This window comes from Arthrobacter pascens, assembly GCF_030816475.1.
GTDB classification, from domain to species: Bacteria; Actinomycetota; Actinomycetes; order Actinomycetales; family Micrococcaceae; genus Arthrobacter; species Arthrobacter pascens_B.
This window is the reverse complement of record NZ_JAUSXF010000001.1, coordinates 2,705,961-2,730,696: the sequence shown is the minus strand read 5'-3', so window position 1 is coordinate 2,730,696 and position 24,736 is coordinate 2,705,961. Positions and strand designations below refer to the sequence as shown.

The window sequence follows — 24,736 nt, the reverse complement described above, 5'->3', positions numbered from 1 at the left end:
AGACAATCAACTACCAACCCAACATGAGGAGCATTTTCCGTGACTGAGCGTATTGTTCTGGCCTACTCCGGCGGCCTGGATACTTCCGTAGCCATCGGCTGGATCGGCGAAGCGACCGGCGCCGAGGTCATCGCCGTGGCTGTCGACGTCGGACAGGGCGGCGAATCCCTGGAGACCATCCGGCAGCGCGCCCTGGGCTGCGGCGCCGTCGAAGCTTATGTGGCCGACGCGTCCGACGAGTTCGCCAACGAGTACTGCGTCCCCACCCTGAAGGCCAACGCCCTCTACCAGGGCCACTACCCGCTGGTCTCCGCCATCTCCCGCCCCGTCATCGTCAAGCACCTGGTCAAGGCCGCGCGCGAGTTCGGCGCCACCACCGTCGCGCACGGCTGCACCGGCAAAGGCAACGACCAGGTCCGCTTCGAAGTGGGCATCCAGACCCTGGGCCCGGACCTGAAGTGCATCGCCCCGGTCCGCGACCTCGCCCTCACCCGCGACAAGGCCATCGCCTTCGCCGAGGAAAAGGGACTGCCGATCGAGACGACCAAGAAAAATCCGTACTCCATCGACCAGAACGTCTGGGGACGCGCCGTCGAAACCGGCTACCTCGAGGACATCTGGAACGCGCCCACCAAGGACATCTACGACTACACGGCCACGCCGGAGTTCCCGCCGGCACCGGACGAGGTCACCATCTCCTTCGAAGCCGGTGTCCCGGTCGCGATCGACGGCGTCAAGGTCACCCCGCTTCAGGCCATCAAGGAACTCAACCGCCGGGCCGGTGCCCAGGGCGTGGGCCGCATCGACGTCGTCGAGGACCGCCTGGTGGGCATCAAGTCCCGCGAAATCTACGAGGCCCCCGGAGCCATGGCGCTGATCACCGCCCACAAGCACCTCGAAGACATCACCATCGAGCGCGAGCAGGCCCGCTTCAAGGCCACAGTCGGCCAGCGCTGGGCCGAGCTGGTCTACGACGGACAGTGGTTCTCCCCGCTCAAGCGCTCCCTGGACGCCTTCATCGAAGACACCCAGAAGTACGTTTCCGGCGACATCCGCATGGTGCTGCACGGCGGCCAGGCGATCGTCAACGGACGCCGCTCCGAGACATCGCTGTACGACTTCGACCTCGCCACCTACGACACCGGCGACACGTTCGACCAGTCCATGGCGCGCGGCTTCATCGAGCTGTGGGGCATGTCCGCCAAGGTTGCCTCCGGCCGCGATATCCGGGTCGCAGGACAGTAGCCCCGGTGGCTGAGCAAAAGACCGAAGCTACCAACACGGGTGCTCTGTGGGGCGGCCGCTTTGCCGGCGGCCCCGCGGATGCCCTCGCGGCGCTGAGCAAGTCCACGCATTTCGACTGGCGGCTGGCCCGCTATGACATCGCCGGGTCCAAGGCGCACGCCCGTGTGCTCCACAAGGCAGGACTGCTGGACGATTCCGAGCTTGAGGGCATGCTCTCCGCCCTGGCGCAGCTGGACGAGGACGTGGCTTCCGGTGCGTACCTGCCGGCGGAGTCCGATGAGGATGTGCACGGCTCGCTGGAACGCGGACTGATCGAACGCGCCGGGACACAGCTGGGCGGCAAGCTCCGCGCCGGCCGCTCCCGCAATGACCAGGTGGCGACCCTCGGCCGCATGTTCCTGCGGGACCACGCCCGGATCATCGCCCGCGGCGTGCTGGCAACCATCGAGTCGCTGGTGGAGCAGGCCAGGGCGCACCAGGGTGTGGCCATGCCAGGCCGCACGCACCTGCAGCATGCCCAGCCGGTCCTGCTCAGCCATCACCTGCTCGCCCACGCCTGGGCACTGCTGCGCGATGTGCAGCGGCTTCAGGACTGGGACAAGCGGGCCGGTGTTTCGCCATACGGTTCAGGTGCCCTTGCCGGGTCTTCGCTGGGACTGGACCCGGAGGCGGTTGCGGCTGACCTCGGCTTTTTCTCGGCGACGCACAACTCGATCGACGGCACGGCCTCCCGCGATGTCTTCGCCGAGTTCGCCTGGGTCACGGCCATGATCGGGGTGGACCTGTCCAGGGTCTCCGAAGAAGTCATCCTGTGGGCCACCAAGGAGTTCTCCTTCGTGACCCTGCACGATTCCTACTCCACCGGATCGTCCATCATGCCGCAGAAGAAGAACCCTGACGTGGCGGAACTGGCCCGCGGCAAGGCAGGGCGCCTGATCGGCAACCTCACGGGGCTGCTGGCAACCCTCAAGGGCCTGCCGCTCGCGTACAACCGCGACCTGCAGGAGGACAAGGAACCCGTCTTTGATGCCGCGGATACGCTTGAGCTGTTGCTCCCGGCTGTCTCCGGCATGCTCGCCACCCTGACGTTCAACACGGAGCGGATGGAGTCCTTGGCGCCCCAGGGCTTTGCACTGGCGACTGACATCGCCGAATGGCTGGTACGCCAGGGTGTCCCGTTCCGCGAGGCGCATGAGCTGTCCGGTGCCGCCGTCAAACAGGCCGAAAGCCGTGACGTCGAGCTGTGGGACCTGACGGACGAGGAATTTGCCGCGATTTCGGATCACCTCACCCCCGAGGTGCGGACAGTCCTGTCCACCGAAGGTTCGCTCAACAGCCGCAACTCCCAGGGCGGCACGGCGCCCGCCGCCGTCGAACGCCAGCTCGTCGCACTGGAAGCCGAGCTCGCGGGTGTGCGGGAGTACGCCGGATAGGGGATCGCCGAAACGAGCCTAACCCGCTGAAGGCCCCTGACCAGTAGAAGCTGGTCCGGGGCCTTCTCGTGTGTGGCATCGGATCTTCTGATGCACTCATGTTTCAAGAACGACGGCGGCGTTATCCGCAGACGCCGGCACGTCACCGTGACGAACGCGGAGAAACGGGCAACACCCACAGGACTTTCCAGCGCCGGGACTTCCCTGATTTACCGGGCAGGTGCAGCGTGTTTGGCCATTATCGAACGACGGCGGCGACTGCACCGATCTCGACCAGCGCCCCCGGAACGCCCAGCCCGGCGACTCGAGCCCCCGTCACCAAGGCGGGCTCGTCCGAAGCAAGCTCCGACCCGATGGCGTTGTATGCCGCCGCAAGGTCGACCCCGTCAACGAACAGCACCGTCCACTGCACGACGTCGTCGATGGTGGCGCCGGCGGCGGCCAGCGCAGTTTTGACGTTCTCCAGGGCGCGGGTGGACTGTGTCGCGACGTCGCCTTCCCCGACGAGGGAACCGTCGGCAGCGACGGAGTTCTGGCCACCAACGTAGATGGTGGTCGCACCCGGCGGCACAATGGCGACGTGGCTGAAGGCTGGACTGCGGACAAGCCCCTCGGGGCGGATGCGTTCAATGGTCATGCCTCACGATGGCATGAGCCGCTGACATTGGCCACCCTGAGCCCGGTCCCTGCCGTGCAAAGGACATTGCTGATGAACCCACCCGCGCGAAGTCAGGCTGACCCCTTTCGCTAGGCTTGGGGAATGAGTGATGCCTTCCGCAGCCAACTCCGGGCCCTGCCCGACTTTCCTCCCGACCTGCCGGACTTTGACCCGGCCACAGCCCCCTCCGATCCGGCAGAGCTGTTCAAGCAGTGGCTGGATGAGGCCCTGGCTGCCGGTGTGCAGCAGCCGCACGCCTGCAGCCTGGCGACCGCGGACGGAAACGGCCAGCCGTCCGCCCGGATGCTGATCCTGAAGAACATCGACGACGACGGCTGGCACTTCGCAACATCCCGCACCTCGCGGAAGGGCCAGGAACTGAGCGCAAACCCGCAGGCAGCACTGAACTTCTACTGGCCACAGCAAGGGCGTCAGGTCAGGGTTGCCGGCGCGGTAGTGGAGTTGTCCGCAGAAGCCTCAGCGGCTGACTGGCAGGCGCGCCCGGCAGCTGACGGCGGACACAATCCGGACTGGCAGCTGTACTCCATCCGTGCCGCGGAAATTGAATTCTGGCAGGCCCGCCACGACCGGCGGCACATCCGGCACCGCTACGGCTCCTAAAGCATGCGGGCACCCGGCTCGGAGACGCAACCTCCGTTAGGATGAGCGCCATGACAGCTCCTGCACCCGACGTCCTGCTGGCCCAACTCCACAAAGCCGCCGACGTCGCTGCTTCCACCGCTTCGAAGCTCACTGACGCGGACATCCCGGCTGCGTCCGCCCTGCCCGGCTGGACCCGTGGCCACGTCCTGGCCCACCTCACCGGGATCTGCAATGCCATGGCCAGGCAGCTGGAATTTGCCAGCCGTGGCGAGACCGTTGAACTGTATGACGGCGGCCAGGAGGGGCGGAACAAGGCGATCGACACGGCAGCCGGCCACGACGCTGCTACCCACCTCGCAGACCTCAACACCGCCCTTGAGCGGGTGTTGAAGGCCTTTGATTCCTTGAACGTTGCGGAAGCTGCGGCCACGGAAAGCAGCACCGAAGCGTCCGCGGCAAGCGGCGCCACCTGGCAGACTCCCATCTCGTACCGAGGGGGAGTGGTGCTCGACGGCGGCCTGGCCCTCTGGCGCGAACTGGTGATCCATACCGCGGACCTTGGCACCGGCTATGGTCCGGAGGCTTGGAGCAGGCAGTTTTGTGAGCACCTGTTCGAGTTCCTGTCAGCCAGGGTTCCCGAGACCCACAGGCTGGTGCTGCAGCCGCTCGGACTGGCACCGGTGACCATCGGAAACGGCGGCCGTTCCGTCGTCGTCAGCGGCATGATCACGGACATTGCGGCGTGGCTGGCCGGCCGCGAACCATCCCTGGGCAGCCTTCGCGCTTCGGCAGCGGCTGATGACGTGGACCTCCCGGAGCTCCTGCCCTGGCCTGCCGGGACGCCGGCGAAATAGAGCTGCACTGACGCGGACGGGGGCCTAGGAAGCCTCCCGGGCGAGCAGGCTCTCCTTGATGGCCATGCCCCAGCGAAAGCCGCCCAACGATCCATCGGTACGGATCACCCGGTGGCACGGCACGAACAGGGCGGCGGCGTTGAAGGCACAGGCGCTGGCCGCAGCCCTGACAGCCTTCGGATTACCCGACAGCTCGGCATACTGGCTGTACGTGACCGGAAACCCGGGCCGGACGGTCCTCAGGACGTCCCAGGCACGGGCGCGGAAAGGTCCGGACTTCTGCATGACGGGAACGTTCATGGCCGGTACCGGGTCTCCTGCGTAGAAGGCTTCCACTGCCTGCGAAATCGGCCCAAGGTCCGCCACCACTTCAAATTCGGCCGGCCGCAGCCCGGGGTTGATCTGGCCGGTCAAATCACCGGGATCAGTGGTCCAGCCGGATGCCAGGACCATTCCGTCCCGGGCAATGATGGTAAACGGGCCATCAGGGGTGGACATCAGTAACAGCTGGGCTTTCATCGCATCGCTTTCTCTGGAGCATTGGCTTTCATCATGGCGGCGGCGCGCCAAAGGTGCATGGTGGCGTAGGAGCGCCAGGGGGTGGCTTCACGGAAGTCGGTGCTGACAGTTGGCCCGGCCCGGTCCGGAAGCGGGCCGAGCGCGTGGATTCCGTTCCGCACCGCCGCATCATTGGACAGGAAAACATCCGGGGCACCGAGTACACGCATCGCCACGTAGCCCACGGTCCAGGGTCCTATGCCGGGTAGCGGGAGCAATTTGGCCGACAGCCCGGGCAGATCGTCGCCGTAGCCAAATTCGAGCTCCCCGGCCGCAAGGGCCCGCGCAACTGACCGGAGGGCGTCAAGCCGTCGCTTGGGACCGCGCAGAAGTGCATGTCCGGTCTCCGCAATGTCGGCTGCGGTGGGGAACAACCTGTTCAGGCCGTTGCCAGGTAACAGGGCAGCGCTTCCGACGGCGGATAGCTGGGTCAGGGCCGTCCTGGCGGCCGCGACGGTGATCTGTTGCCCGATCATGGCCCTGATCAGCAGCTCCTGCGGATCCAGGGCGCCGGGCAACCTGATGCCCGGGGCCGCGATGACGGCTGGAGCAAGCCGGGCATCTGCTGCCAGGGCAGTGTCGATCGCCACGGGATCGGCGTCGAGGTCAAAAAGGCGCCGCACCCGGCTCAGCAGTGCAGGCAGGTCGCGCAGGTCCACGGCACCGACGGCGAGGGTGAGCGGCCGCCCGGGAGTGTCGGCGTCGTAATCAACGCTGAAGCGGGCATCGCCGTGGGGCAGCCTCAGCGTGCGGGCGTACGACGTCGGCGTCCCGGCCTCTATGCCGGGGATGGCCCGAGCCGCCAGGAAGGAAAAGATACCCGGGTCGAACGGTTCGCGGTACGGCAGGCTGAGTGTGAGGGCAGTGGCAGCGGCGGCAGGCTTGGAATGTTTTGCCGTGGCCCGCAGCGCGGTGGGTGTCATGGCAAAGACCTCCGCCACCGTCTCGTTGAACTGGCGGACACTGCTGAATCCTGCGGCGAAGGCGATGTCGGCCAGCTTCATGGATGTCGATACCAGTAACGTGCGGGCTGTCTGGGCGCGGCCGGCCCGTGCAAGCGACAGGGGTCCCGCGCCAAGTTCGTGGCTGAGGATCCTGTTGAGCTGGCGGGCCGAATAACCCAGCCGGGCCGCGAGGCCGTCAACACCTTCCCGGTTGACCACGCCGTCGTTGATCAGGCGCATGGCCCTGCCCGCGATGTCCTGCCGGATGTTCCATGCCGGCGTGCCGGGGACGGCTTCCGGGAGACAGCGCTTGCAGGCCCGGTAGCCGGCGTCGTGTGCTGCGGCGGAGGTTTCGTAGAACGTGACGTTGGAGGCTTTGGGGGTCCTGGCAGGGCAGGAGGGCCGGCAGTAGATACCGGTGGTCCGCACGGCAGTGTAGAACTGGCCGTCGAAGCGGGTATCGCGTGCGTCGATTGCACGGTAGCGCTGCCAGAAGTCCATCCCTTTATCCTGCCAGTCCCGGAAGGTGGCTGCTAGCGGAAATCGGACATGACCGTGGTGCCTGCCGGCACGGGCGGCGTCGGCTTGGATAGAGTCGGAACATGCGCAGCAAAGCCCTGCCGGGGGAGGCACCGCTCCGGGAGATCCTCTCCGGCGACGCCCGCGAGGTGGCCGAACTGCTGCTGGGTGCCGTCCTGACCCATGACTCCAGGGAAGGGGCAGTGTCCGTCCGGCTGACGGAAGTCGAGGCCTACCTGGGTCCGGCGGACTCGCTCCACCCGGATCCGGGCTCGCACACCTTCCGTGGGCCCACGCCGAGGAATGCGCCCATGTTCGGTCCCGCGGGGCACCTGTATGTGTACTTCACGTATGGTCTGCACCATTGCGCCAACATCGTCTGCGGCCCTCCTGGAGTGGCGTCCGCGGTGTTGCTTCGGGCCGGTGCCGTGACAGCGGGACAGGCGCTGGCGGCTCACCGGCGGCCGACGTCGAAGTCGCCCGCAGACCTGGCCAGGGGTCCCGCGAGGCTGGCCAAGGCGCTGGGCCTCACCACGGCTGACAGCGGCCGGGATGCCCTTGCTGAACCGTTTAGCCTGGTGCTGCCGCCGTCGCCGGTCGGAGGGATCAGCTCGGGGCCGCGCGTGGGAGTCGCGGGCGCCGGCGGGTCGGACCAGTATGCGTGGCGGTTCTGGATCACCGGAGACCCCACAGTTTCCGCATATAAGGCCGCAAAACCCCGAAGGGCGGGATGACAGTGCCTAGGAGAACACGTGCGCCAGCCGAAATGGTTGTAGAATGGACGGTCTGTCTTTTGCGATAGGGGAAACGTTTAATGCTCGACGCCGATTTGGCCCACGAACGGGAGTATGTTGCCGGCCTGTATGCGCGGCTTGAAGAGCTCCGCGAGGAAAAGCGCAAGCAGTTGGCGCAGGTCCGCCGGGCAGGTGCCGTGGGCACCATGCAGAATGTTTCCGAGCGCGACGCGTTTGCCGCACTTTATGAGGACCGCCTGGCGCAGCTCGATGCCGTTGATGACCGGCTGGTCTTCGGCCGGCTTGACCTTGATTCCGGCGAGGCGCAGTACATCGGCCGTATCGGCCTGACCACTGATGATCTTCAGCGGCTCATGGTTGACTGGCGTGCACCGGAGGCGGGGCATTTCTACCAGGCGACGGCGTTTGACCGGCAGGGTGTCCGCCGCCGCCGGCACTTGATTCTGCAGGGCCGCGTGGTGAAGGCTATCGAGGACGATGTCCTGGATGCCGGGATGCTGGCCGACAACGCGTCGCTGCAGGGCGAAGGAGCGCTGCTTGCGGCATTGGACTCCAAACGCACGGGCAGGATGTCCGACATCGTCGGCACCATCCAGTCGGAACAGGACCGCATCATCCGGTCCTCGATCTCCGGCGCGTTGGTGGTCCAGGGCGGCCCAGGCACCGGCAAGACGGCGGTTGCGCTGCACCGGGCGGCCTACCTGCTTTACACCCACCGGGACCGGCTCAAGACCGCAGGCGTCCTGCTCGTCGGCCCGTCGTCGTCGTTCATGAAGTACATCGAGCGGGTCCTGCCCTCGCTGGGTGAAACCGGAGTGGTGATGGCCAGCCTCGGACGCCTGATGCCCGGCATCAACGCTGTGGCCGAGCCCGAGGCCGATATCGCGGCCATCAAGGGCCGGCTGGACATGGCCGCCGTCGTGGCCAATGCGGTGGCCAACCGGCAGCGGATTCCCGCGGAGGACCGCATCCTGGAAGTCGACGGCCGCAAGCTGGTGCTGACGCCGCGCCAGGTCCGGCGTGCCCGAGAGCGTGCCCGTTCCACCGGCAAGCCGCACAACGAGGCCCGCCTGACCTTCGTCAAGATCCTGCTGCGGGAACTGACGGAGCAGATGACCGAGCTTGTGGAGGCAGGCAGCATCGGAAACAACGCCGACCGCTCTTATCTGGCCGAGGACGTGCGTACCGCCCGGGATGTGCGGATCGCTCTCAACCTGTGCTGGATGCCCATGACTCCGGAGAAACTGATCACTGAGCTCCTGAGCAAGCCCGCCGTGCTGGAAGCCTGCACGCCGCAGCTGACTGCGAAGGAACGTGCCCTGCTGCTCCGCCCTGCGGGCGCGCCCTGGACGGAATCCGATGTCCCTCTCCTGGACGAAGCCGCGGAGCTTCTGGGCGAGCTGGATCCGGCCGCCGGCCGCGGACTAGCGCAGCAGGAACACGACCGCGCCCGCGATCTCGCCAACGCCAAGCAGACCCTGGTGAACATGGAGGCCGCCGGCGTGGACGCGCTGATGTCCGCCGAAGAGCTCGTCGACCAGAACCAGGAGCGGGAGGGCAGGCTGACTGCCGCCGAGCGCGCCACCAGCGACAGGACCTGGGCCTTTGGCCACATCGTGGTCGACGAGGCACAGGAACTCTCGCCGATGCAGTGGCGCCTCCTGGTCCGCCGGTGCCCGCTGAAGTCCTTCACGATTGTGGGCGACATTGCCCAGACCAGTTCAGTTGCCGGGGCCAACTCCTGGCAGGGGGCGCTCGGTCCGATGTTCGGGGACCGCTGGCAGCTGGAGGAGCTGACGGTCAACTACCGCACCCCGTCCCAGATCGCGGAAGCGGCGGCGCGGATGGCCAACGCGGCCGGACTGGTGGTTTCGGCGCCCAAGGCCGTCCGGGAGGGGCGCTGGTCGCCCATTATCGACAGGGTCGATACGGGTGCCATCGTCAACCGTCTGGTTGAGGTCCTGCCGGAGGAACTGGAGGCGCTCGACGGCGGCCTGCTGGCCGTCATCGCGGACGGCCACGTCCTGCCCGAAGCCACTGCAGCCCTCCGCGCTGTCTATGGCAGGCGCATTGGCAATGGCGCGGGAAGTTACGAACAGGACATCGTGGTCATCAGTCCGCGCGAGGCCAAGGGCCTCGAGTTCGACGGTGTTGTGGTGCTGGAGCCGTCCATGATGCTCAACCATGAGCATGGCCGCGTGGGGGACCTGTATGTTGCCATGACCCGTCCAACCCAGCGGCTCAGGCTGATCGCGGCCGAGGGCATTCCGGCGGGTATCGAACGCTGAGTTTGTTGGGGCGCAGGGTGGCGGACATGTCGCCCTGCGCCACATGGCATGTAATGCCTCCGGTTGGTCGATTCGGCGCTTGAGACCTGCAATCCTGCTAACTTAGAAGGCGTGTCAGAACTCAACGATCTCGAATCCCAGCAGAACGACCCCTCCTTTGCCAACATCTGGCAGGAGCTCAAATGGCGCGGTCTTGTCCATGTCTCCACTGACGAAGCGGAACTGGAAAAGCTCCTCGCCGGCGAGCCGGTCACGTATTACTGCGGCTTCGACCCCACGGCACCCAGCCTGCACCTGGGGAATCTGGTCCAGTTGCTGCTGATGCGGCGGCTGCAGCTTGCCGGGCACAAGCCGCTGGGCCTGGTGGGCGGTTCCACTGGCCTGATCGGTGACCCGCGTCCCACGGCCGAACGGACGCTCAACACCAAGGACACCGTGACGGAGTGGGTGGGTTACCTGCAGGCGCAGGTCCGACGGTTCCTGAGTTTCGAGGGGCCCAATGCTGCCCGGATGGTTAACAACCTTGACTGGACCGCTCCCTTGAGTGCCATCGATTTCCTGCGTGAAATCGGAAAACACTACCGGGTGGGAACAATGCTGCGGAAGGATGCCGTTGCTTCCAGGCTCAACTCCGAAGAAGGCATCAGCTACACCGAGTTCAGCTACCAGATCCTGCAGGGCATGGACTACCTCCAGCTCTTCCGCGATTACAGCTGCGTGCTGCAGACCGGCGGATCGGACCAGTGGGGAAACCTGACCAGCGGCACCGAACTCATACGGAAGGTTGAGGGCAAGAGTGTGCACGCCCTGGGAACTCCGCTGATCACCAATTCCGACGGCACCAAGTTCGGCAAGAGTGAAGGCAATGCAATCTGGCTCGATGCCGGAATGTGCAGCCCCTACGCCTTCTACCAGTTCTGGCTCAACACCGCCGACGCGGATGTAGTCAACCGTCTCAAGGTCTTTACGTTCCTGAGCCGGGCAGAGATTGAAGAGCTTGGCGCCGCGGTGGCGGAGCGTCCGTTCGCACGCGAAGGCCAGCGGAAGCTGGCATTCGAGGTGACCTCCCTGGTCCACGGCGTGGACGCGACAGAGAAGGTCATTGCTGCTTCGGCTGCCCTGTTCGGCAACGGAGACCTGACGGCGTTGGATAAGCAGACTCTTGAAGCAGCCACGTCTGAACTTCCCTCCGCCACTATTCAGGTGGACGGAATGGGCATTGTGGATCTGCTGGTCGCCTCAGGCCTGTCAGAGAGCAAGTCCGCCGCCAGGAGGACTGTCGGTGAAGGCGGTGCCTACGTGAACAATGAGAAGGTATCCGACCCGGAAGCCGTGATCTCTGAATCAGAGCTGCTTCACGGCCAATACCTGCTGCTGCGCCGCGGCAAGAAGAACCTGGCTACCGTGGAAGTACTGGTTCCGTAGCCCTTTTTGCACCGCTTGCACGCTCCTCCGCAGCCGATTTGCACGGCCGCGGGGGAGCGTGTATTGTTTTCTGAGTCGCCGCCGGTGAGTGGTGACAAACCCCCTTCACAAAAGAAGCGATTCTTCGTGTGCACAGCACGGAAATGAAGAAAAGCTTCATTTTTTGATGGGCGGATTCATGCCGCAAAGTGAATATCGGGAAAATAACCCGGATTTGCAAAGTGAATATGAATGAAATAAGCTAGAAACATCGCAGCGAAGAAATACGGAATAAGAATTCATTGAATATGAATTGTTTCGGGAATATTCGAATGCGTCTGTTGTTTGAGAACTCAATAGTGTGCCAAGTTTGTTGATACCAATTGTTTTATTGATTGGTTGTTTTGGCCGGGTCCGCCACTTCGTGGTTGGGTCTGGTTTTTACAGCTGGTTTCAAATTTTTGCAGTGTGGTTGCCGCGTTTTCCCGTGGTTTCCATGGTGTTTTCGTTTTTGTTTTACTTCAACGGAGAGTTTGATCCTGGCTCAGGATGAACGCTGGCGGCGTGCTTAACACATGCAAGTCGAACGATGAACCTCACTTGTGGGGGGATTAGTGGCGAACGGGTGAGTAACACGTGAGTAACCTGCCCTTAACTCTGGGATAAGCCTGGGAAACTGGGTCTAATACCGGATATGACTCCTCATCGCATGGTGGGGGGTGGAAAGCTTTTTGTGGTTTTGGATGGACTCGCGGCCTATCAGCTTGTTGGTGAGGTAATGGCTTACCAAGGCGACGACGGGTAGCCGGCCTGAGAGGGTGACCGGCCACACTGGGACTGAGACACGGCCCAGACTCCTACGGGAGGCAGCAGTGGGGAATATTGCACAATGGGCGCAAGCCTGATGCAGCGACGCCGCGTGAGGGATGACGGCCTTCGGGTTGTAAACCTCTTTCAGTAGGGAAGAAGCGAAAGTGACGGTACCTGCAGAAGAAGCGCCGGCTAACTACGTGCCAGCAGCCGCGGTAATACGTAGGGCGCAAGCGTTATCCGGAATTATTGGGCGTAAAGAGCTCGTAGGCGGTTTGTCGCGTCTGCCGTGAAAGTCCGGGGCTCAACTCCGGATCTGCGGTGGGTACGGGCAGACTAGAGTGATGTAGGGGAGACTGGAATTCCTGGTGTAGCGGTGAAATGCGCAGATATCAGGAGGAACACCGATGGCGAAGGCAGGTCTCTGGGCATTAACTGACGCTGAGGAGCGAAAGCATGGGGAGCGAACAGGATTAGATACCCTGGTAGTCCATGCCGTAAACGTTGGGCACTAGGTGTGGGGGACATTCCACGTTTTCCGCGCCGTAGCTAACGCATTAAGTGCCCCGCCTGGGGAGTACGGCCGCAAGGCTAAAACTCAAAGGAATTGACGGGGGCCCGCACAAGCGGCGGAGCATGCGGATTAATTCGATGCAACGCGAAGAACCTTACCAAGGCTTGACATGGACCAGACCGCTGCAGAGATGTGGTTTCCCCTTTGGGGCTGGTTCACAGGTGGTGCATGGTTGTCGTCAGCTCGTGTCGTGAGATGTTGGGTTAAGTCCCGCAACGAGCGCAACCCTCGTTCTATGTTGCCAGCGCGTTATGGCGGGGACTCATAGGAGACTGCCGGGGTCAACTCGGAGGAAGGTGGGGACGACGTCAAATCATCATGCCCCTTATGTCTTGGGCTTCACGCATGCTACAATGGCCGGTACAAAGGGTTGCGATACTGTGAGGTGGAGCTAATCCCAAAAAGCCGGTCTCAGTTCGGATTGGGGTCTGCAACTCGACCCCATGAAGTCGGAGTCGCTAGTAATCGCAGATCAGCAACGCTGCGGTGAATACGTTCCCGGGCCTTGTACACACCGCCCGTCAAGTCACGAAAGTTGGTAACACCCGAAGCCGGTGGCCTAACCCCTTGTGGGAGGGAGCTGTCGAAGGTGGGACTGGCGATTGGGACTAAGTCGTAACAAGGTAGCCGTACCGGAAGGTGCGGCTGGATCACCTCCTTTCTAAGGAGCACCTACGGATTGTTCATGCCATGTATGTGGTGTGGGGGTTTGTCAGGAGTATATGCCCGTTGCGCAGACGCAAGTTCTGCGGCGGGTGCTCAAGGGTGGAATATCAACGAATAGCGGCTGCCTGGTTTATGCCTTGTCTAGTACGGATGTTTTGTTCTTCCTTTGGGGAGTGCGGGTGTCCTGGAACGTCGGGGTGTGGTTTGGGTGGTTTAGTGTTTGGCACACTGTTGGGTCCTGAGGCAACAGGGCCGGTGGGATGCGTCATGGCTTACGGGTTGTGGTGTGTTTTTCCGGGTTTGTTTGTTTCTGGTTTCCTGGCTGCACTGATCGCACGGTTTGCTTGTCCTTTGGGGCGGGTGGTGTGTGGGGTGTGTGGTTTGGGGTTGTTGTTTGAGAACTACATAGTGGACGCGAGCATCTTTTATAAGAAGCAATTTCCAAGAATATGAACCTGGATCTGTCCGGGGTGCTGTTGCTGTGGCTCTTTTGGGTTGTGGTGGTGGTTCCCGGGTGGTTTTCGTGGTTCTCTCGTGAATTAGTTTTTTGATCTTTTGTGGTCAAGTTTTTAAGAGCACACGGTGGATGCCTTGGCATTAGGAGCCGAAGAAGGACGTAGGAATCTGCGATAAGCCTGGGGGAGTCGATAACCGGACTGTGATCCCAGGGTGTCCGAATGGGGAAACCCCGCCAGACGCGCGAGTGATCTGGTGACCCGCATCTGAACACATAGGGTGCGTGGAGGGAACGCGGGGAAGTGAAACATCTCAGTACCCGCAGGAAGAGAAAACAATAGTGATTCCGTTAGTAGTGGCGAGCGAACGCGGATCAGGCTAAACCGTTCCATGTGTGATAGCCGGCGGGCGTTGCATGGTCGGGGTTGTGGGACTTTCCATACTGGTTCTGCCGGACCGGTGGGGTGTGATGTGCAGGCATAGGTGAACGGTCTTGAAAGGCCGGCCAGAGAGGGTGTGAGCCCCGTAACCGAAATGTTGTGTACCGCCTGTGAGAGTATCCCAAGTAGCACGGGGCCCGAGAAATCCCGTGTGAATCTGTCAGGACCACCTGATAAGCCTAAATACTCCCTAATGACCGATAGCGGACCAGTACCGTGAGGGAAAGGTGAAAAGTACCCCGGGAGGGGAGTGAAACAGTACCTGAAACCGTGTGCTTACAATCCGTCGGAGCAGCCGTGAGTAATCACAAGTAGCTGTGACGGCGTGCCTTTTGAAGAATGAGCCTGCGAGTTAGTGTTACGTCGCGAGGTTAACCCGTGTGGGGAAGCCGTAGCGAAAGCGAGTCTGAATAGGGCGTTGCAGTGGCGTGATCTAGACCCGAAGCGAAGTGATCTACCCATGGCCAGGTTGAAGCGACGGTAAGACGTCGTGGAGGACCGAACCCACTTCAGTTGAAAATGGAGGGGATGAGCTGTGGGTAGGGGTGAAAGGCCAATCAAACTTCGTGATAGCTGGTTCTCCCCGAAATGCATTTAGGTGCAGCGTTGCGTGTTTCTTACCGGAGGTAGAGCTACTGGATGGCTAATGGGCCCTACAAGGTTACTGACGTCAGCCAAACTCCGAATGCCGGTAAGTGAGAGCGCAGCAGTGAGACTGTGGGGGATAAGCTTCATAGTCGAGAGGGAAACAGCCCAGACCACCAACTAAGGCCCCTAAGCGTGTGCTAAGTGGGAAAGGATGTGGAGTTGCGAAGACAACCAGGAGGTTGGCTTAGAAGCAGCCATCCTTAAAAGAGTGCGTAATAGCTCACTGGTCAAGTGATTCCGCGCCGACAATGTAGCGGGGCTCAAGTACACCGCCGAAGTTGTGGCATTCAGATTTTTGCTAAGCCCTTGTGGTTCAGGCGTCTGGATGGGTAGGGGAGCGTCGTGTGGGCGGTGAAGTCGCGGTGTAAACCAGCGGTGGAGCCTACACGAGTGAGAATGCAGGCATGAGTAGCGAAAGACGGGTGAGAAACCCGTCCGCCGAATGATCAAGGGTTCCAGGGTCAAGCTAATCTGCCCTGGGTAAGTCGGGACCTAAGGCGAGGCCGACAGGCGTAGTCGATGGACAACGGGTTGATATTCCCGTACCGGCGAAAAACCGTCCATGCTGAACAGGGGATACTAACTGCCCGAGACCTGCCCGATCACCCTTGTGGTGTGAGGGTTTTGGTGGAGCGCGGGACCTGATCCTGGGAGGTAAGCGTATTAACAGGTGTGACGCAGGAAGGTAGCCAAGCCGGGCGATGGTTGTCCCGGTCTAAGGATGTAGGGCGAACGGTAGGCAAATCCGCTGTTCATGATGCCTGAGATCTGATGGGACCCCCTCACGGGGGGATTTGGTGATCCTATGCTGCCGAGAAAAGCATCGACGCGAGGTTTTAGCCGCCCGTACCCCAAACCGACACAGGTGATCAGGTAGAGAATACTAAGGCGATCGAGAGAATTATGGTTAAGGAACTCGGCAAAATGCCCCCGTAACTTCGGGAGAAGGGGGGCCCCAACCTTGATGGACACACGCTGTCCGGAGGGGATCGGGGCCGCAGAGACCAGGGGGAAGCGACTGTTTACTAAAAACACAGGTCCGTGCGAAGTCGCAAGACGATGTATACGGACTGACTCCTGCCCGGTGCTGGAAGGTTAAGAGGACCGGTTAGCCGCAAGGCGAAGCTGAGAATTTAAGCCCCAGTAAACGGCGGTGGTAACTATAACCATCCTAAGGTAGCGAAATTCCTTGTCGGGTAAGTTCCGACCTGCACGAATGGAGTAACGACTTCCCCGCTGTCTCAACCATAAACTCGGCGAAATTGCAGTACGAGTAAAGATGCTCGTTACGCGCAGCAGGACGGAAAGACCCCGAGACCTTTACTATAGTTTGGTATTGGTGTTCGGAGTGGCTTGTGTAGGATAGGTGGGAGACGTTGAAGCCCGGACGCCAGTTCGGGTGGAGTCATCGTTGAAATACCACTCTGGTCACTTTGGACATCTAACTTCGGCCCGTAATCCGGGTCAGGGACAGTGCCTGATGGGTAGTTTAACTGGGGCGGTTGCCTCCTAAAAAGTAACGGAGGCGCCCAAAGGTTCCCTCAGCCTGGTTGGCAATCAGGTGTCGAGTGTAAGTGCACAAGGGAGCTTGACTGTGAGAGAGACATCTCGAGCAGGGACGAAAGTCGGGACTAGTGATCCGGCGGTACATTGTGGAATGGCCGTCGCTCAACGGATAAAAGGTACCTCGGGGATAACAGGCTGATCTTGCCCAAGAGTCCATATCGACGGCATGGTTTGGCACCTCGATGTCGGCTCGTCGCATCCTGGGGCTGGAGTAGGTCCCAAGGGTTGGGCTGTTCGCCCATTAAAGCGGTACGCGAGCTGGGTTTAGAACGTCGTGAGACAGTTCGGTCCCTATCCGCTGCGCGCGCAGGAAATTTGAGAAGGGCTGTCCTTAGTACGAGAGGACCGGGACGGACGAACCTCTGGTGTGTCAGTTGTACTGCCAAGTGCACCGCTGATTAGCTACGTTCGGATGGGATAACCGCTGAAAGCATCTAAGCGGGAAGCTCGCTTCAAGATGAGATTTCCATACACCTCGTGTGTGAGAGGCCCCCAGCCAGACCACTGGGTTGATAGGCCGGATGTGGAAGCGAGGACTAACGACTCGTGAAGCTGACCGGTACTAATAGGCCGATAACTTACACCACACACCACCCCGCAAACGAACTTCAAAAGCGTTTGCACCACGGGGCTGGTAAAAAGAAACAAGACTGCTTGCGTCCACTATGTGGTTCCCAAACAACAAACCAAACCGGTTAGTTGCAGGGAACAAAACCACAACTACATAACAACACCACAACTGCCCCTTAACACGGGCACGAATGTTGTAACCAATGATTTCCCCACCCCGCGGCACAGCCAACGGGTCCGGGTACAAGGGTTACGGCGGTCATAGCGTGGGGGAAACGCCCGGTCCCATTCCGAACCCGGAAGCTAAGACCCACAGCGCCGATGGTACTGCACCCGGGAGGGTGTGGGAGAGTAGGTCACCGCCGGACAACCATTAGGTCGAGAGCCCCCCAACACACACGTGTTGGGGGGCTCTCCCACATTAACCACCACACACAACCCCCTCCCACCACCCGCAGAAACCCGCGACCCTCACTCACTACCCGCACCTTAGGGTGCACGGGCGCCGGCGGGCATCACGCGGCGCAGGCTTCTGAACAGCGGACGACGGCGGCATCCCGGTTTGGCGAACCAGCGGCACCAACGTTGGGCAAAAAGGCTGCCTGGCGTGACGCCGTCGTACGTCCATCCCGAACGCTGCCTCACCTGAGGCCCCGACCGGGGCAACAACTGCGAGAGCGTCCGGCATGAACCACGGAAAGTGAGAGAGCGCTGCTCATTTTCCTGCAGGAAGTGAGAGAGGGTCCTGGGTGTGAAGAATTTCACGATAACGGCCTGGACGGGATACCTGTCACGCACCATAGGGCCACTCGCCTAGAATTGATGCAGATGTACGGACTTGGAAGCGCTTGATTTCGGGTTGCGTAGAAGACGAAACACCGAGAAGAGCGGCTGCGATTGCGCCAGTGGTCGGCTCGCAACAGGAGGAATCCCACATGGCTGAGCACAACGGCGGCAACCGCGGCGGAAAAGACCGCGGACCGTTCCGCGGAACCAATAACTCGGGCGGAGAGCCCCGCGGCTTCCGGGCCCGGGAGAACCGGGACACGGACGGGCCTCGACGTGCTGCCGGTACCGGTTCCGGCGAGCGTAAGCCCTTCAGCGGTGGCGGAGAGCGGAAGCCTTACGGTGACCGTGAAAACAAGCCGTACGGTGAGCGTCCGCGCCGCGAGGGTGATGGCGAACGCCGCAGCTTCGGGACCGGCGAGCGTAAGCCCTACGGTGGTGGCGCCGGCGGTGAACGCAAGCCTTACGGCGACCGGAAGCCTTACGGTGACCGTGAAAACAAGCCGTACGGTGAGCGTCCGCGCCGCGAGGGTGATGGCGAACGCCGCAGCTTCGGCGCCGGCGAACGCAAGCCCTACGGTGACCGTGAAAACAAGCCGTACGGTGAGCGTCCGCGCCGTGAAGGTGATGGCGAACGCCGCAGCTTCGGAGCCGGCGAGCGGAAGCCCTACGGTGACCGTGAAAACAAGCCGTACGGTGAGCGTCCGCGCCGTGAAGGTGATGGCGAACGCCGCAGCTTCGGAGCCGGCGAACGCAAGCCCTACGGTGGTGGCGCCGGCGGTGAACGCAAGCCTTACGGCGACCGGAAGCCTTACGGTGACCGTGAAAACAAGCCGTACGGTGAGCGTCCGCGCCGCGAGGGTGATGGCGAACGCCGCAGCTATTCGGGGGGCGAAAACCGGAAGCCCTTTGGCGACCGCCAGGACAGGGCACCGCGCGGTTTCGATCGTAGCGATTCAGGCCCCCGCCAGTTTGGCCGTGACCGTCCGGAAGACCGCCCGGCACGCGTGCCCAACGCGCGTGACCTCCGCAGCGCCAACCGCCCCGACCGCGAACGCTCTCCGGAGATCGACGATGACGTCACGGGCAAGGAGCTTGACCGCGCCACCCAACACCAGGTTAAGACCCTCGAAGACAAGAGCGCGGAGTGGGTGGCCCGTCACCTGGTGATGGCCGGCCGGCTGATCGATGACGAGCCGGAGCTTGCTTTCCAGCATGCCCTGGCAGCGAGCCGTCGTGGCGGCAGGCTGGCCGCCGTCCGCGAGGCTGTTGGCCTCACGGCCTATGCAGCAGGGCACTACGGTGAAGCGTTGAGGGAATTCAGGACCTACCGCCGCATCAGCGGCTCAAACGTCCACTTGCCGGTGATGGCAGACTGCGAACGCGGCCTGGGCCGCCCGGACCGCGCCCTCGATGTGGTGCGCTCCGAGGAAGCCAAGGACCTCGACGCTCCGGGGAAGGCCGAGCTGGCTATCGTGGCTGCCGGAGCACGCACCGATCTTGGCCAGCTGGATGCCGCCGTTGCTGAGCTGGAGATTCCGCAGCTTGATATCAACCGCGCTTTCTCCTACAGCCCCCGGCTATTCCGTGCCTATGCGAACGCTCTGTCCGCGGTGGGCCGCGAGGCCGAGGCGGCTAAGTGGGAGAAGCAGGCCATCGTGGCCGAAAACGCCCTGGGCCTGGGCGCAGACGAAGAGCCGGACATCCTGGACCTGGGCTGGGACGAGGAAGAAGAAGCCCGTGAGGAGGCGGACCGCCGTCGCCTGCTGGAACGCGCTTCAAGCGAATCCGGCACCGCAACCGCATCCGCCACCCGCTCCGAGGCAGTGGAGCCCGTTCCCGCTCCGGAGCCAACCGGCGTGGACTCATCGGTTGATGACGCCGAATCAGACTTCTTCGAGTCGGATGACGCGGAATCGGATGAGGACTCCCTTGAATCAGAAGAGCTCGAGTCCGACGAACTTGAATCAGGTGAACTCGAGTCGGATGAACCGGACTTCGAGGGATCGGGATCTGGCGATGAAGCTGAACTCATTGAAGCCGGACAGGCCGATGGCGAGGCTGCAGGTAACACCGAGAGCCGGGAACAGTAGTCCGGATGGCCGCCGCTTCTCTGATTTCCCGTTTCGACGCCTTGTTGGCAGACCTGGACGGGGTGGTCTACGCCGGCCCGCGCGCGGTTCCGGGATCTGTTGATTCGCTTCAGCAGCTGGCCGGACTGGGCGTGGGCCTTGGTTATGTCACCAACAACGCTTCGCGTACGCCTGCCCAGGTTGCCGCCCACCTCAGGGAGTTGGGCGCGCCTGCCGAAGACGAGCAGGTGGTCAGTTCCTCGCAGGCCGCGGCGGAATTGCTTGCCTCGGTGCTCGCCCCGGCTTCCCGCGTCCTGATCACGGGAAGCCCGGCGCTTGCCCAGGAAATTGAACTTGTGGGCCTGACCCCTGTCTGGAGCCAGGATGAGGACCCCGTTGCGGTGGTCCAGGGCTTCAACCCCGCTATCGGCTGGAAGGACCTCGCCGAGGCCGCCTACGTGGTTGCCGCCGGCGCCCTCTGGGTGGCGACCAACACTGACATGTCCATCCCGCAGGCACGCGGCATAGCTCCCGGAAACGGCACGCTGGTAGCCGCGGTAGCCGCTGCGACGGGCCAGAGGCCACGAGTCGCCGGTAAACCGGAGGCTCCGCTGTTCCACGCCGCCGCGAAGCGGCTTGCCTCTGACCGCCCGCTGGTGGTGGGCGACCGGCTGGACACCGACATCCTTGGCGGCAACAACGCAGGCTTTGCCACGGTGGCCGTCCTAACCGGCGTCGATACGAGGGAGACAATCCTGGCCGCCAGGACTGCCGAACGCCCCAACTACCTGATCAACTCGCTTTCGGACCTGCACCAGCCCTATCCCGTAATTGAAAACGCCGACGGCGTCTACCGGTGCGGCGCCTCCAGCGCCGTGGCCGGCGACGGCACAGTGAAGGTCACGGGCAACGAGGATGACCTGGACTCCTGGCGGGCCGCCTGCGCCGCGTGGTGGGCCGCCGTGCCGGAGACCGCAGAGGCACAGGCGCCAAAGCTCGAGTGGGTGGGTCACTAGACTGGTGCCATGACTGAGCTGAACGAAGAGCACCAGGCAGCCCAGCCCACGCCGCAATGGCCGGAAGTACGGGCCGATGACATCGGCGATCCGTCAGTTGAGGCTATCGTCGCCGCGCTGGACGGCCTGAAGGCCCTGCCGGTGGCTGAGCACGAGGCCGTCTATGGCCAACTCCATGATGCGCTGCTCGAAGCACTGAATGAGGACGCCCCGTCAGGGAACGGCGGATCCTGAGCATGGCACGACTCGACCAGGCACTCGTTGCCCGTGGCCTGGCACGGTCACGCACCCACGCCGCCGCCCTGATTGCCGAAGGCAAAGTGAGCTCCGCAGGGCAGATCCTGTCCAAAGCGTCCCTCCAGGTCACTGACGGCAGGGACCTGGCCGTGGAGCACACCGAGGAGGACATATACGTGAGCCGGGCCGGCCACAAACTGGCCGGCGCGCTGGATGCTTTTCCATCGATCGCCGTGGCCGGGAAACGCTGCCTTGATGCCGGCGCGTCCACCGGCGGCTTCACTGAGGTGCTCCTGAGGCGGGGTGCCGCCCATGTGGTGGCCGTCGACGTCGGACATGACCAGTTGGTCCCCCAGCTCAGAAACGATCCCCGGGTCGCAGTTCATGAGGGCCTGAACGTGCGGTACATGTCGCCTGAGGATATCGGCGGACAGGCCGCCTTGACTGTGGCTGACCTGTCCTTCATCTCACTGACCCTGGTGGTCCTTCCCCTGGCTCTGTGCACCGAACCCGGCGGGGATCTGGTGCTGATGGTGAAGCCCCAGTTCGAGATCGGCAAGGACCGCCTGGCCCGTACCGGCGTAGTGAATTCCGAGCGGGAACGCCGGATGGCGGTGGAAAAAGTAGCCATAGCAGCAGTTGAGGCCGGGCTCGACTTATGCGGTCTGGCGGCGAGTCCTTTGCCGGGCCAGGACGGAAATGTCGAATACTTCCTGTGGATAAAGCGCAGGATGACCCAAGACTTGCCTAAGATCGAAGAGCGCGAAGCAGCCATAGCTGAGTTGCTTGGACGTATCTGGCCGAACCACTAGAAAGCGGAACCCGATGAGCAGGCGAGTATTAGTCCTTGCCCACACTGGCCGCGAGGAATCACTGAAGGCCGCCTGGGAGGCCTGCGCCCAATTGCATGGCTCCGGAATTGTGCCCGTCATGCAGGAGTCCGAGCTGGGCGACATGGAACGGTTCTTCGGACACCTGACCCAGCCGGTGGAGGTCCTGCATGACCATGTGCAGCTGCCGGACGTTGAGCTGGTCATGGTCCTGGGCGGCGACGGCACCATCCTGCGCGCCGCTGAACTGGTGCGGGAAGTCGATGTGCCGCTGCTGGGTGTCAACCTGGGCCACATCGGATTCCTGGCAGAGAGCGAACGGGCGGACCTCGCGCAGACCGTCGAGTGGATTGCCCGCCGGGACTACACAGTGGAAGAGCGGATGACCATCGACGTGCAGGTCTGGGTGCGCGGGCAGAAGATCTGGCACACCTGGGCCCTGAACGAGGCCGCGATCGAAAAAGGCAACCGGGAACGGATGCTGGAGGTGGTCACGGAAGTGGACGAACGCCCGCTGACCTCGTTCGGCTGCGACGGCGTCGTTCTTGCCACCCCCACCGGCTCAACCGCCTATGCCTTCTCCGCCGGCGGACCCGTGGTCTGGCCGGAGGTCGAGGCCCTGGTCATCGTCCCCATCAGCGCGCATGCGCTCTTTGCCAAACCGCTGGTGGTATCGCCGCGGTCAAAGCTGGCCGTGGAGGTGCTGAACCGGACCGATGCCCAGGGGGTGCTCTGGTGCGACGGCCGCCGGTCCGTTGACCTGCCGCCCGGCGCGCGTGTGGAAGTGACGAAGTCAGCCATCCCGGTGCGGCTGGCGCGGACGCACCAGACGCCATTTTCCGGCCGGCTGGTCCGCAAATTCGAGCTCCCGATCCATGGCTGGAGGGGCCCGGTACCCAAGGCCGAGGCCATCCATACGGGGCCGATTCCCATTATCAGGACTCCAAGGCCGATGGCACCGCTGCAGGTCTCCCATGGCGACCAGCCCGAAGAAGATTCCGATCCGTCAACAGCAAAGTGAACCATGCTTGAAGAACTGAGAATCCGCGATCTGGGCGTCATCACTGACGCCACACTGCCGCTGGGCCCCGGGCTGAGCGTGGTGACCGGCGAAACCGGTGCCGGCAAAACGATGGTGGTCACCGCCGTCGGGCTTCTGCTGGGTGCCCGGTCCGACGCCGGCGCCGTCCGCAGCGGCGCAAAGAGCGCCACTGCCGAGGCGGTCCTCAGGCTTGAAGCCGGCCATCCGGCGGTTGCCCGTGCCGTTGAAGCCGGGGCCGATGTGGAGGAGTTCGACGGCGGTGCAGAGCTCATCCTCGCCCGTCGGCTTGGCGCTGACGGCCGCAGCCGTGCCTTCCTGGGCGGGCGGGCGGCTCCGGTGGGAGTCCTCGGGGAGATCGGCGAAACCCTCGTGGTGGTCCACGGCCAGTCGGACCAGATCCGGTTGAAGGGGGCCACCGCCCAGCGGGGCGCGCTGGACAAGTTTGCCGGCGAGGCGCTGGCAGGTCCGCTCGAGGCGTATCAGGCCCTGTACGGCCACTGGAAGTCCATCCAGGCGGAGCTGGACACCCTGCGCGGCGCCGCCCGGGACCGGCTCCGTGAAGCCGAGTCCCTGGAGACCGCCCTTGCCGAGATCGATGAGGTGGACCCGCAGCCTGGGGAGGATGAGACCCTCAAGGCGGAAGCTGTGAAACTCGCCAATGTTGAAGAGCTGAGGATCGCCGCCAGTACAGCCCACCAGGCACTCATCGCCGAGGATTTCGGTGATGCCGGGGATGCCACCACCCTGGTGGATGCCGCGAAACGGACCCTTGAGCATGTCGCGGAGCACGACGGCGAACTGGGTGCCGCCGCTGCCCGGCTCGCCGAAGTGGGCTTCCTGCTCAATGACATCGCCACCGAACTGGCAAGTTACCAGGCCGGGCTGGATTCTGAGGGGCCTGAACGGCTGGCCGAGATCGAGGACAGGCGGGGTGCCCTGGCAAAACTGGTGCGCAAGTACGCGCCCAGCATCGACGAAGTCCTGGCCTGGGCCGATAACGCCCGGGTCCGGTTCGACGAACTGCAGGACGATTCCACCCGGATCGAGGCCCTCGACGCGGAAGTGGTCCGCGCGGAAGCGGAGCTGCAGAAGCAGGCCTCGGCGATCAGCAAGATCCGCGCGAAGGCCGCCAAAGACCTGTCCGCCCGTGTCAGTGCCGAGCTTAAGGCCCTGGCCATGGCGGAGGCCACCCTGGTGATTGCGATCGAGGCCGCCGGCCGGCTCGGACCGCACGGCCGGGATGAGATTTCGTTCCTGCTCCAGCCGCACTCCGGGGCCCCCGCGCGGCCGCTTGGCAAGGGTGCGTCCGGAGGTGAACTGTCGCGCGTGATGCTGGCCATCGAAGTGGTCCTGGCCGCCGTTGACCCCGTGCCCACCTTTGTTTTCGATGAAGTGGATGCCGGCGTGGGCGGACGCGCCGCCGTCGAGATCGGCCGCCGGCTTGCCATGCTGGCGCAGCACGTCCAGGTCCTGGTGGTCACGCACCTGCCGCAGGTGGCTGCCTTCGCCGACCAGCACATCACGGTCACCAAGACTTCCGTCAGGGGAGCCGACGGCGGCACCGCCACGGGGTTCACTTCCAGCGATGTCCGGCTGCTCAGCGGTCCCGAAAGGGTCCGCGAACTTGCCCGGATGCTGGCGGGCCAGGAAGATTCGGAATCGGCGCAGGCCCACGCCCAGGAACTGCTCGACGACGCAAAGCTGCTGCCCCAGCGGGCCTGACAGCCACTGGATTTCAACGTCAGATATCAGCTGCCGGTTC

General features: G+C 63.2%; 16 protein-coding genes and 3 rRNA genes. 16 read left to right on the top strand and 3 right to left on the bottom strand.

What is annotated here, in order from left to right; all coding sequences use genetic code 11:
- The first annotated feature begins 39 nt into the window (after positions 1–39).
- Complete coding sequence (locus tag QFZ40_RS12525; RefSeq protein WP_306904756.1) at positions 40–1,245, top strand: argininosuccinate synthase; 1,206 nt, start codon at positions 40–42, stop codon at positions 1,243–1,245.
- Between the two features lie 5 nt (positions 1,246–1,250).
- Positions 1,251–2,678 carry an argininosuccinate lyase gene (gene argH / locus QFZ40_RS12520; RefSeq protein WP_306904755.1) on the top strand — a complete coding sequence of 476 codons (1,428 nt, stop codon included), beginning with the start codon at positions 1,251–1,253 and terminating at the stop codon, positions 2,676–2,678.
- 238 nt (positions 2,679–2,916) lie between these two features.
- On the opposite strand, the gene QFZ40_RS12515 is transcribed toward argH, so the two are convergent.
- Positions 2,917–3,315: a RidA family protein gene (locus QFZ40_RS12515; protein ID WP_306904753.1), complete on the bottom strand. Its 399-nt coding sequence runs from the start codon at positions 3,313–3,315 to the stop codon at positions 2,917–2,919.
- 123 nt (positions 3,316–3,438) lie between these two features.
- On the opposite strand from QFZ40_RS12515, the gene QFZ40_RS12510 reads away from it, so the two are divergent.
- Both QFZ40_RS12510 and QFZ40_RS12505 read left to right on the top strand, forming a co-directional pair.
- On the top strand, positions 3,439–3,957 hold the full coding sequence (locus QFZ40_RS12510) for a pyridoxine/pyridoxamine 5'-phosphate oxidase (protein WP_306904751.1): 519 nt from the start codon (positions 3,439–3,441) through the stop codon (positions 3,955–3,957).
- Between the two features lie 50 nt (positions 3,958–4,007).
- Positions 4,008–4,793, top strand: coding sequence for a maleylpyruvate isomerase family mycothiol-dependent enzyme (locus tag QFZ40_RS12505; RefSeq protein ID WP_306904749.1), 786 nt, complete (start codon positions 4,008–4,010; stop codon positions 4,791–4,793).
- A gap of 24 nt (positions 4,794–4,817) precedes the next feature.
- Here the strand turns inward: QFZ40_RS12505 and QFZ40_RS12500 are convergent, their stop codons facing one another.
- Both QFZ40_RS12500 and QFZ40_RS12495 read right to left on the bottom strand, forming a co-directional pair.
- Positions 4,818–5,312 (bottom strand): methylated-DNA--[protein]-cysteine S-methyltransferase, encoded by a 495-nt coding sequence (locus tag QFZ40_RS12500; RefSeq protein WP_306904747.1) that lies wholly within the window; start codon positions 5,310–5,312, stop codon positions 4,818–4,820.
- On the bottom strand, positions 5,309–6,796 hold the full coding sequence (locus tag QFZ40_RS12495) for a DNA-3-methyladenine glycosylase 2 family protein (protein ID WP_306904745.1): 1,488 nt from the start codon (positions 6,794–6,796) through the stop codon (positions 5,309–5,311). Before QFZ40_RS12495 ends, QFZ40_RS12500 begins: the two co-directional genes overlap by 4 nt.
- Before the next feature lie 101 nt (positions 6,797–6,897).
- Between QFZ40_RS12495 and QFZ40_RS12490 the strand changes: the two genes are divergently transcribed.
- The 12 genes from QFZ40_RS12490 (at position 6,898) to recN (ending at position 24,696) form a co-directional block, all read left to right on the top strand.
- Positions 6,898–7,548, top strand: a complete 651-nt coding sequence (locus QFZ40_RS12490) for a DNA-3-methyladenine glycosylase (protein WP_306904743.1) — start codon at positions 6,898–6,900, stop codon at positions 7,546–7,548.
- Positions 7,549–7,628: 80 nt separating this feature from the next.
- Positions 7,629–9,857 carry a HelD family protein gene (locus QFZ40_RS12485; RefSeq protein WP_306904741.1) on the top strand — a complete coding sequence of 743 codons (2,229 nt, stop codon included), beginning with the start codon at positions 7,629–7,631 and terminating at the stop codon, positions 9,855–9,857.
- Between the two features lie 111 nt (positions 9,858–9,968).
- The gene (gene tyrS / locus QFZ40_RS12480; protein WP_306904739.1) at positions 9,969–11,282 is read left to right on the top strand and encodes a tyrosine--tRNA ligase; all 1,314 of its coding nucleotides are present in this window, start codon (positions 9,969–9,971) and stop codon (positions 11,280–11,282) included.
- Positions 11,283–11,782: 500 nt separating this feature from the next.
- Positions 11,783–13,306: ribosomal RNA gene (locus QFZ40_RS12475) — 16S ribosomal RNA — on the top strand.
- Positions 13,307–13,870: 564 nt separating this feature from the next.
- Positions 13,871–17,008: ribosomal RNA gene (locus QFZ40_RS12470) — 23S ribosomal RNA — on the top strand.
- Positions 17,009–17,242: 234 nt separating this feature from the next.
- Positions 17,243–17,359, top strand: a 5S ribosomal RNA gene (gene rrf / locus QFZ40_RS12465).
- Together the 16S, 23S and 5S rRNA genes form the textbook arrangement of a ribosomal RNA operon.
- 567 nt (positions 17,360–17,926) lie before the next feature.
- Positions 17,927–19,870: a hypothetical protein gene (locus QFZ40_RS12460; protein ID WP_306904737.1), complete on the top strand. Its 1,944-nt coding sequence runs from the start codon at positions 17,927–17,929 to the stop codon at positions 19,868–19,870.
- Between the two features lie 5 nt (positions 19,871–19,875).
- Positions 19,876–20,865, top strand: a complete 990-nt coding sequence (locus QFZ40_RS12455) for an HAD-IIA family hydrolase (protein ID WP_306904735.1) — start codon at positions 19,876–19,878, stop codon at positions 20,863–20,865.
- A gap of 9 nt (positions 20,866–20,874) precedes the next feature.
- Positions 20,875–21,099, top strand: a complete 225-nt coding sequence (locus tag QFZ40_RS12450) for a hypothetical protein (RefSeq protein ID WP_306904733.1) — start codon at positions 20,875–20,877, stop codon at positions 21,097–21,099.
- Positions 21,100–21,101: 2 nt separating this feature from the next.
- Entirely contained in the window at positions 21,102–21,914 is an 813-nt protein-coding gene (locus tag QFZ40_RS12445) for a TlyA family RNA methyltransferase (RefSeq protein WP_306904732.1), read from the top strand.
- A 13-nt stretch (positions 21,915–21,927) separates the two neighbouring features.
- A complete protein-coding gene (locus QFZ40_RS12440) occupies positions 21,928–22,953 on the top strand; it encodes an NAD kinase (protein ID WP_306904730.1) in 1,026 nt (341 codons plus the stop codon).
- Positions 22,954–22,956: 3 nt separating this feature from the next.
- The gene (recN, locus tag QFZ40_RS12435) at positions 22,957–24,696 is read left to right on the top strand and encodes a DNA repair protein RecN (RefSeq protein WP_306904727.1); all 1,740 of its coding nucleotides are present in this window, start codon (positions 22,957–22,959) and stop codon (positions 24,694–24,696) included.
- Positions 24,697–24,736 lie beyond the last annotated feature (40 nt).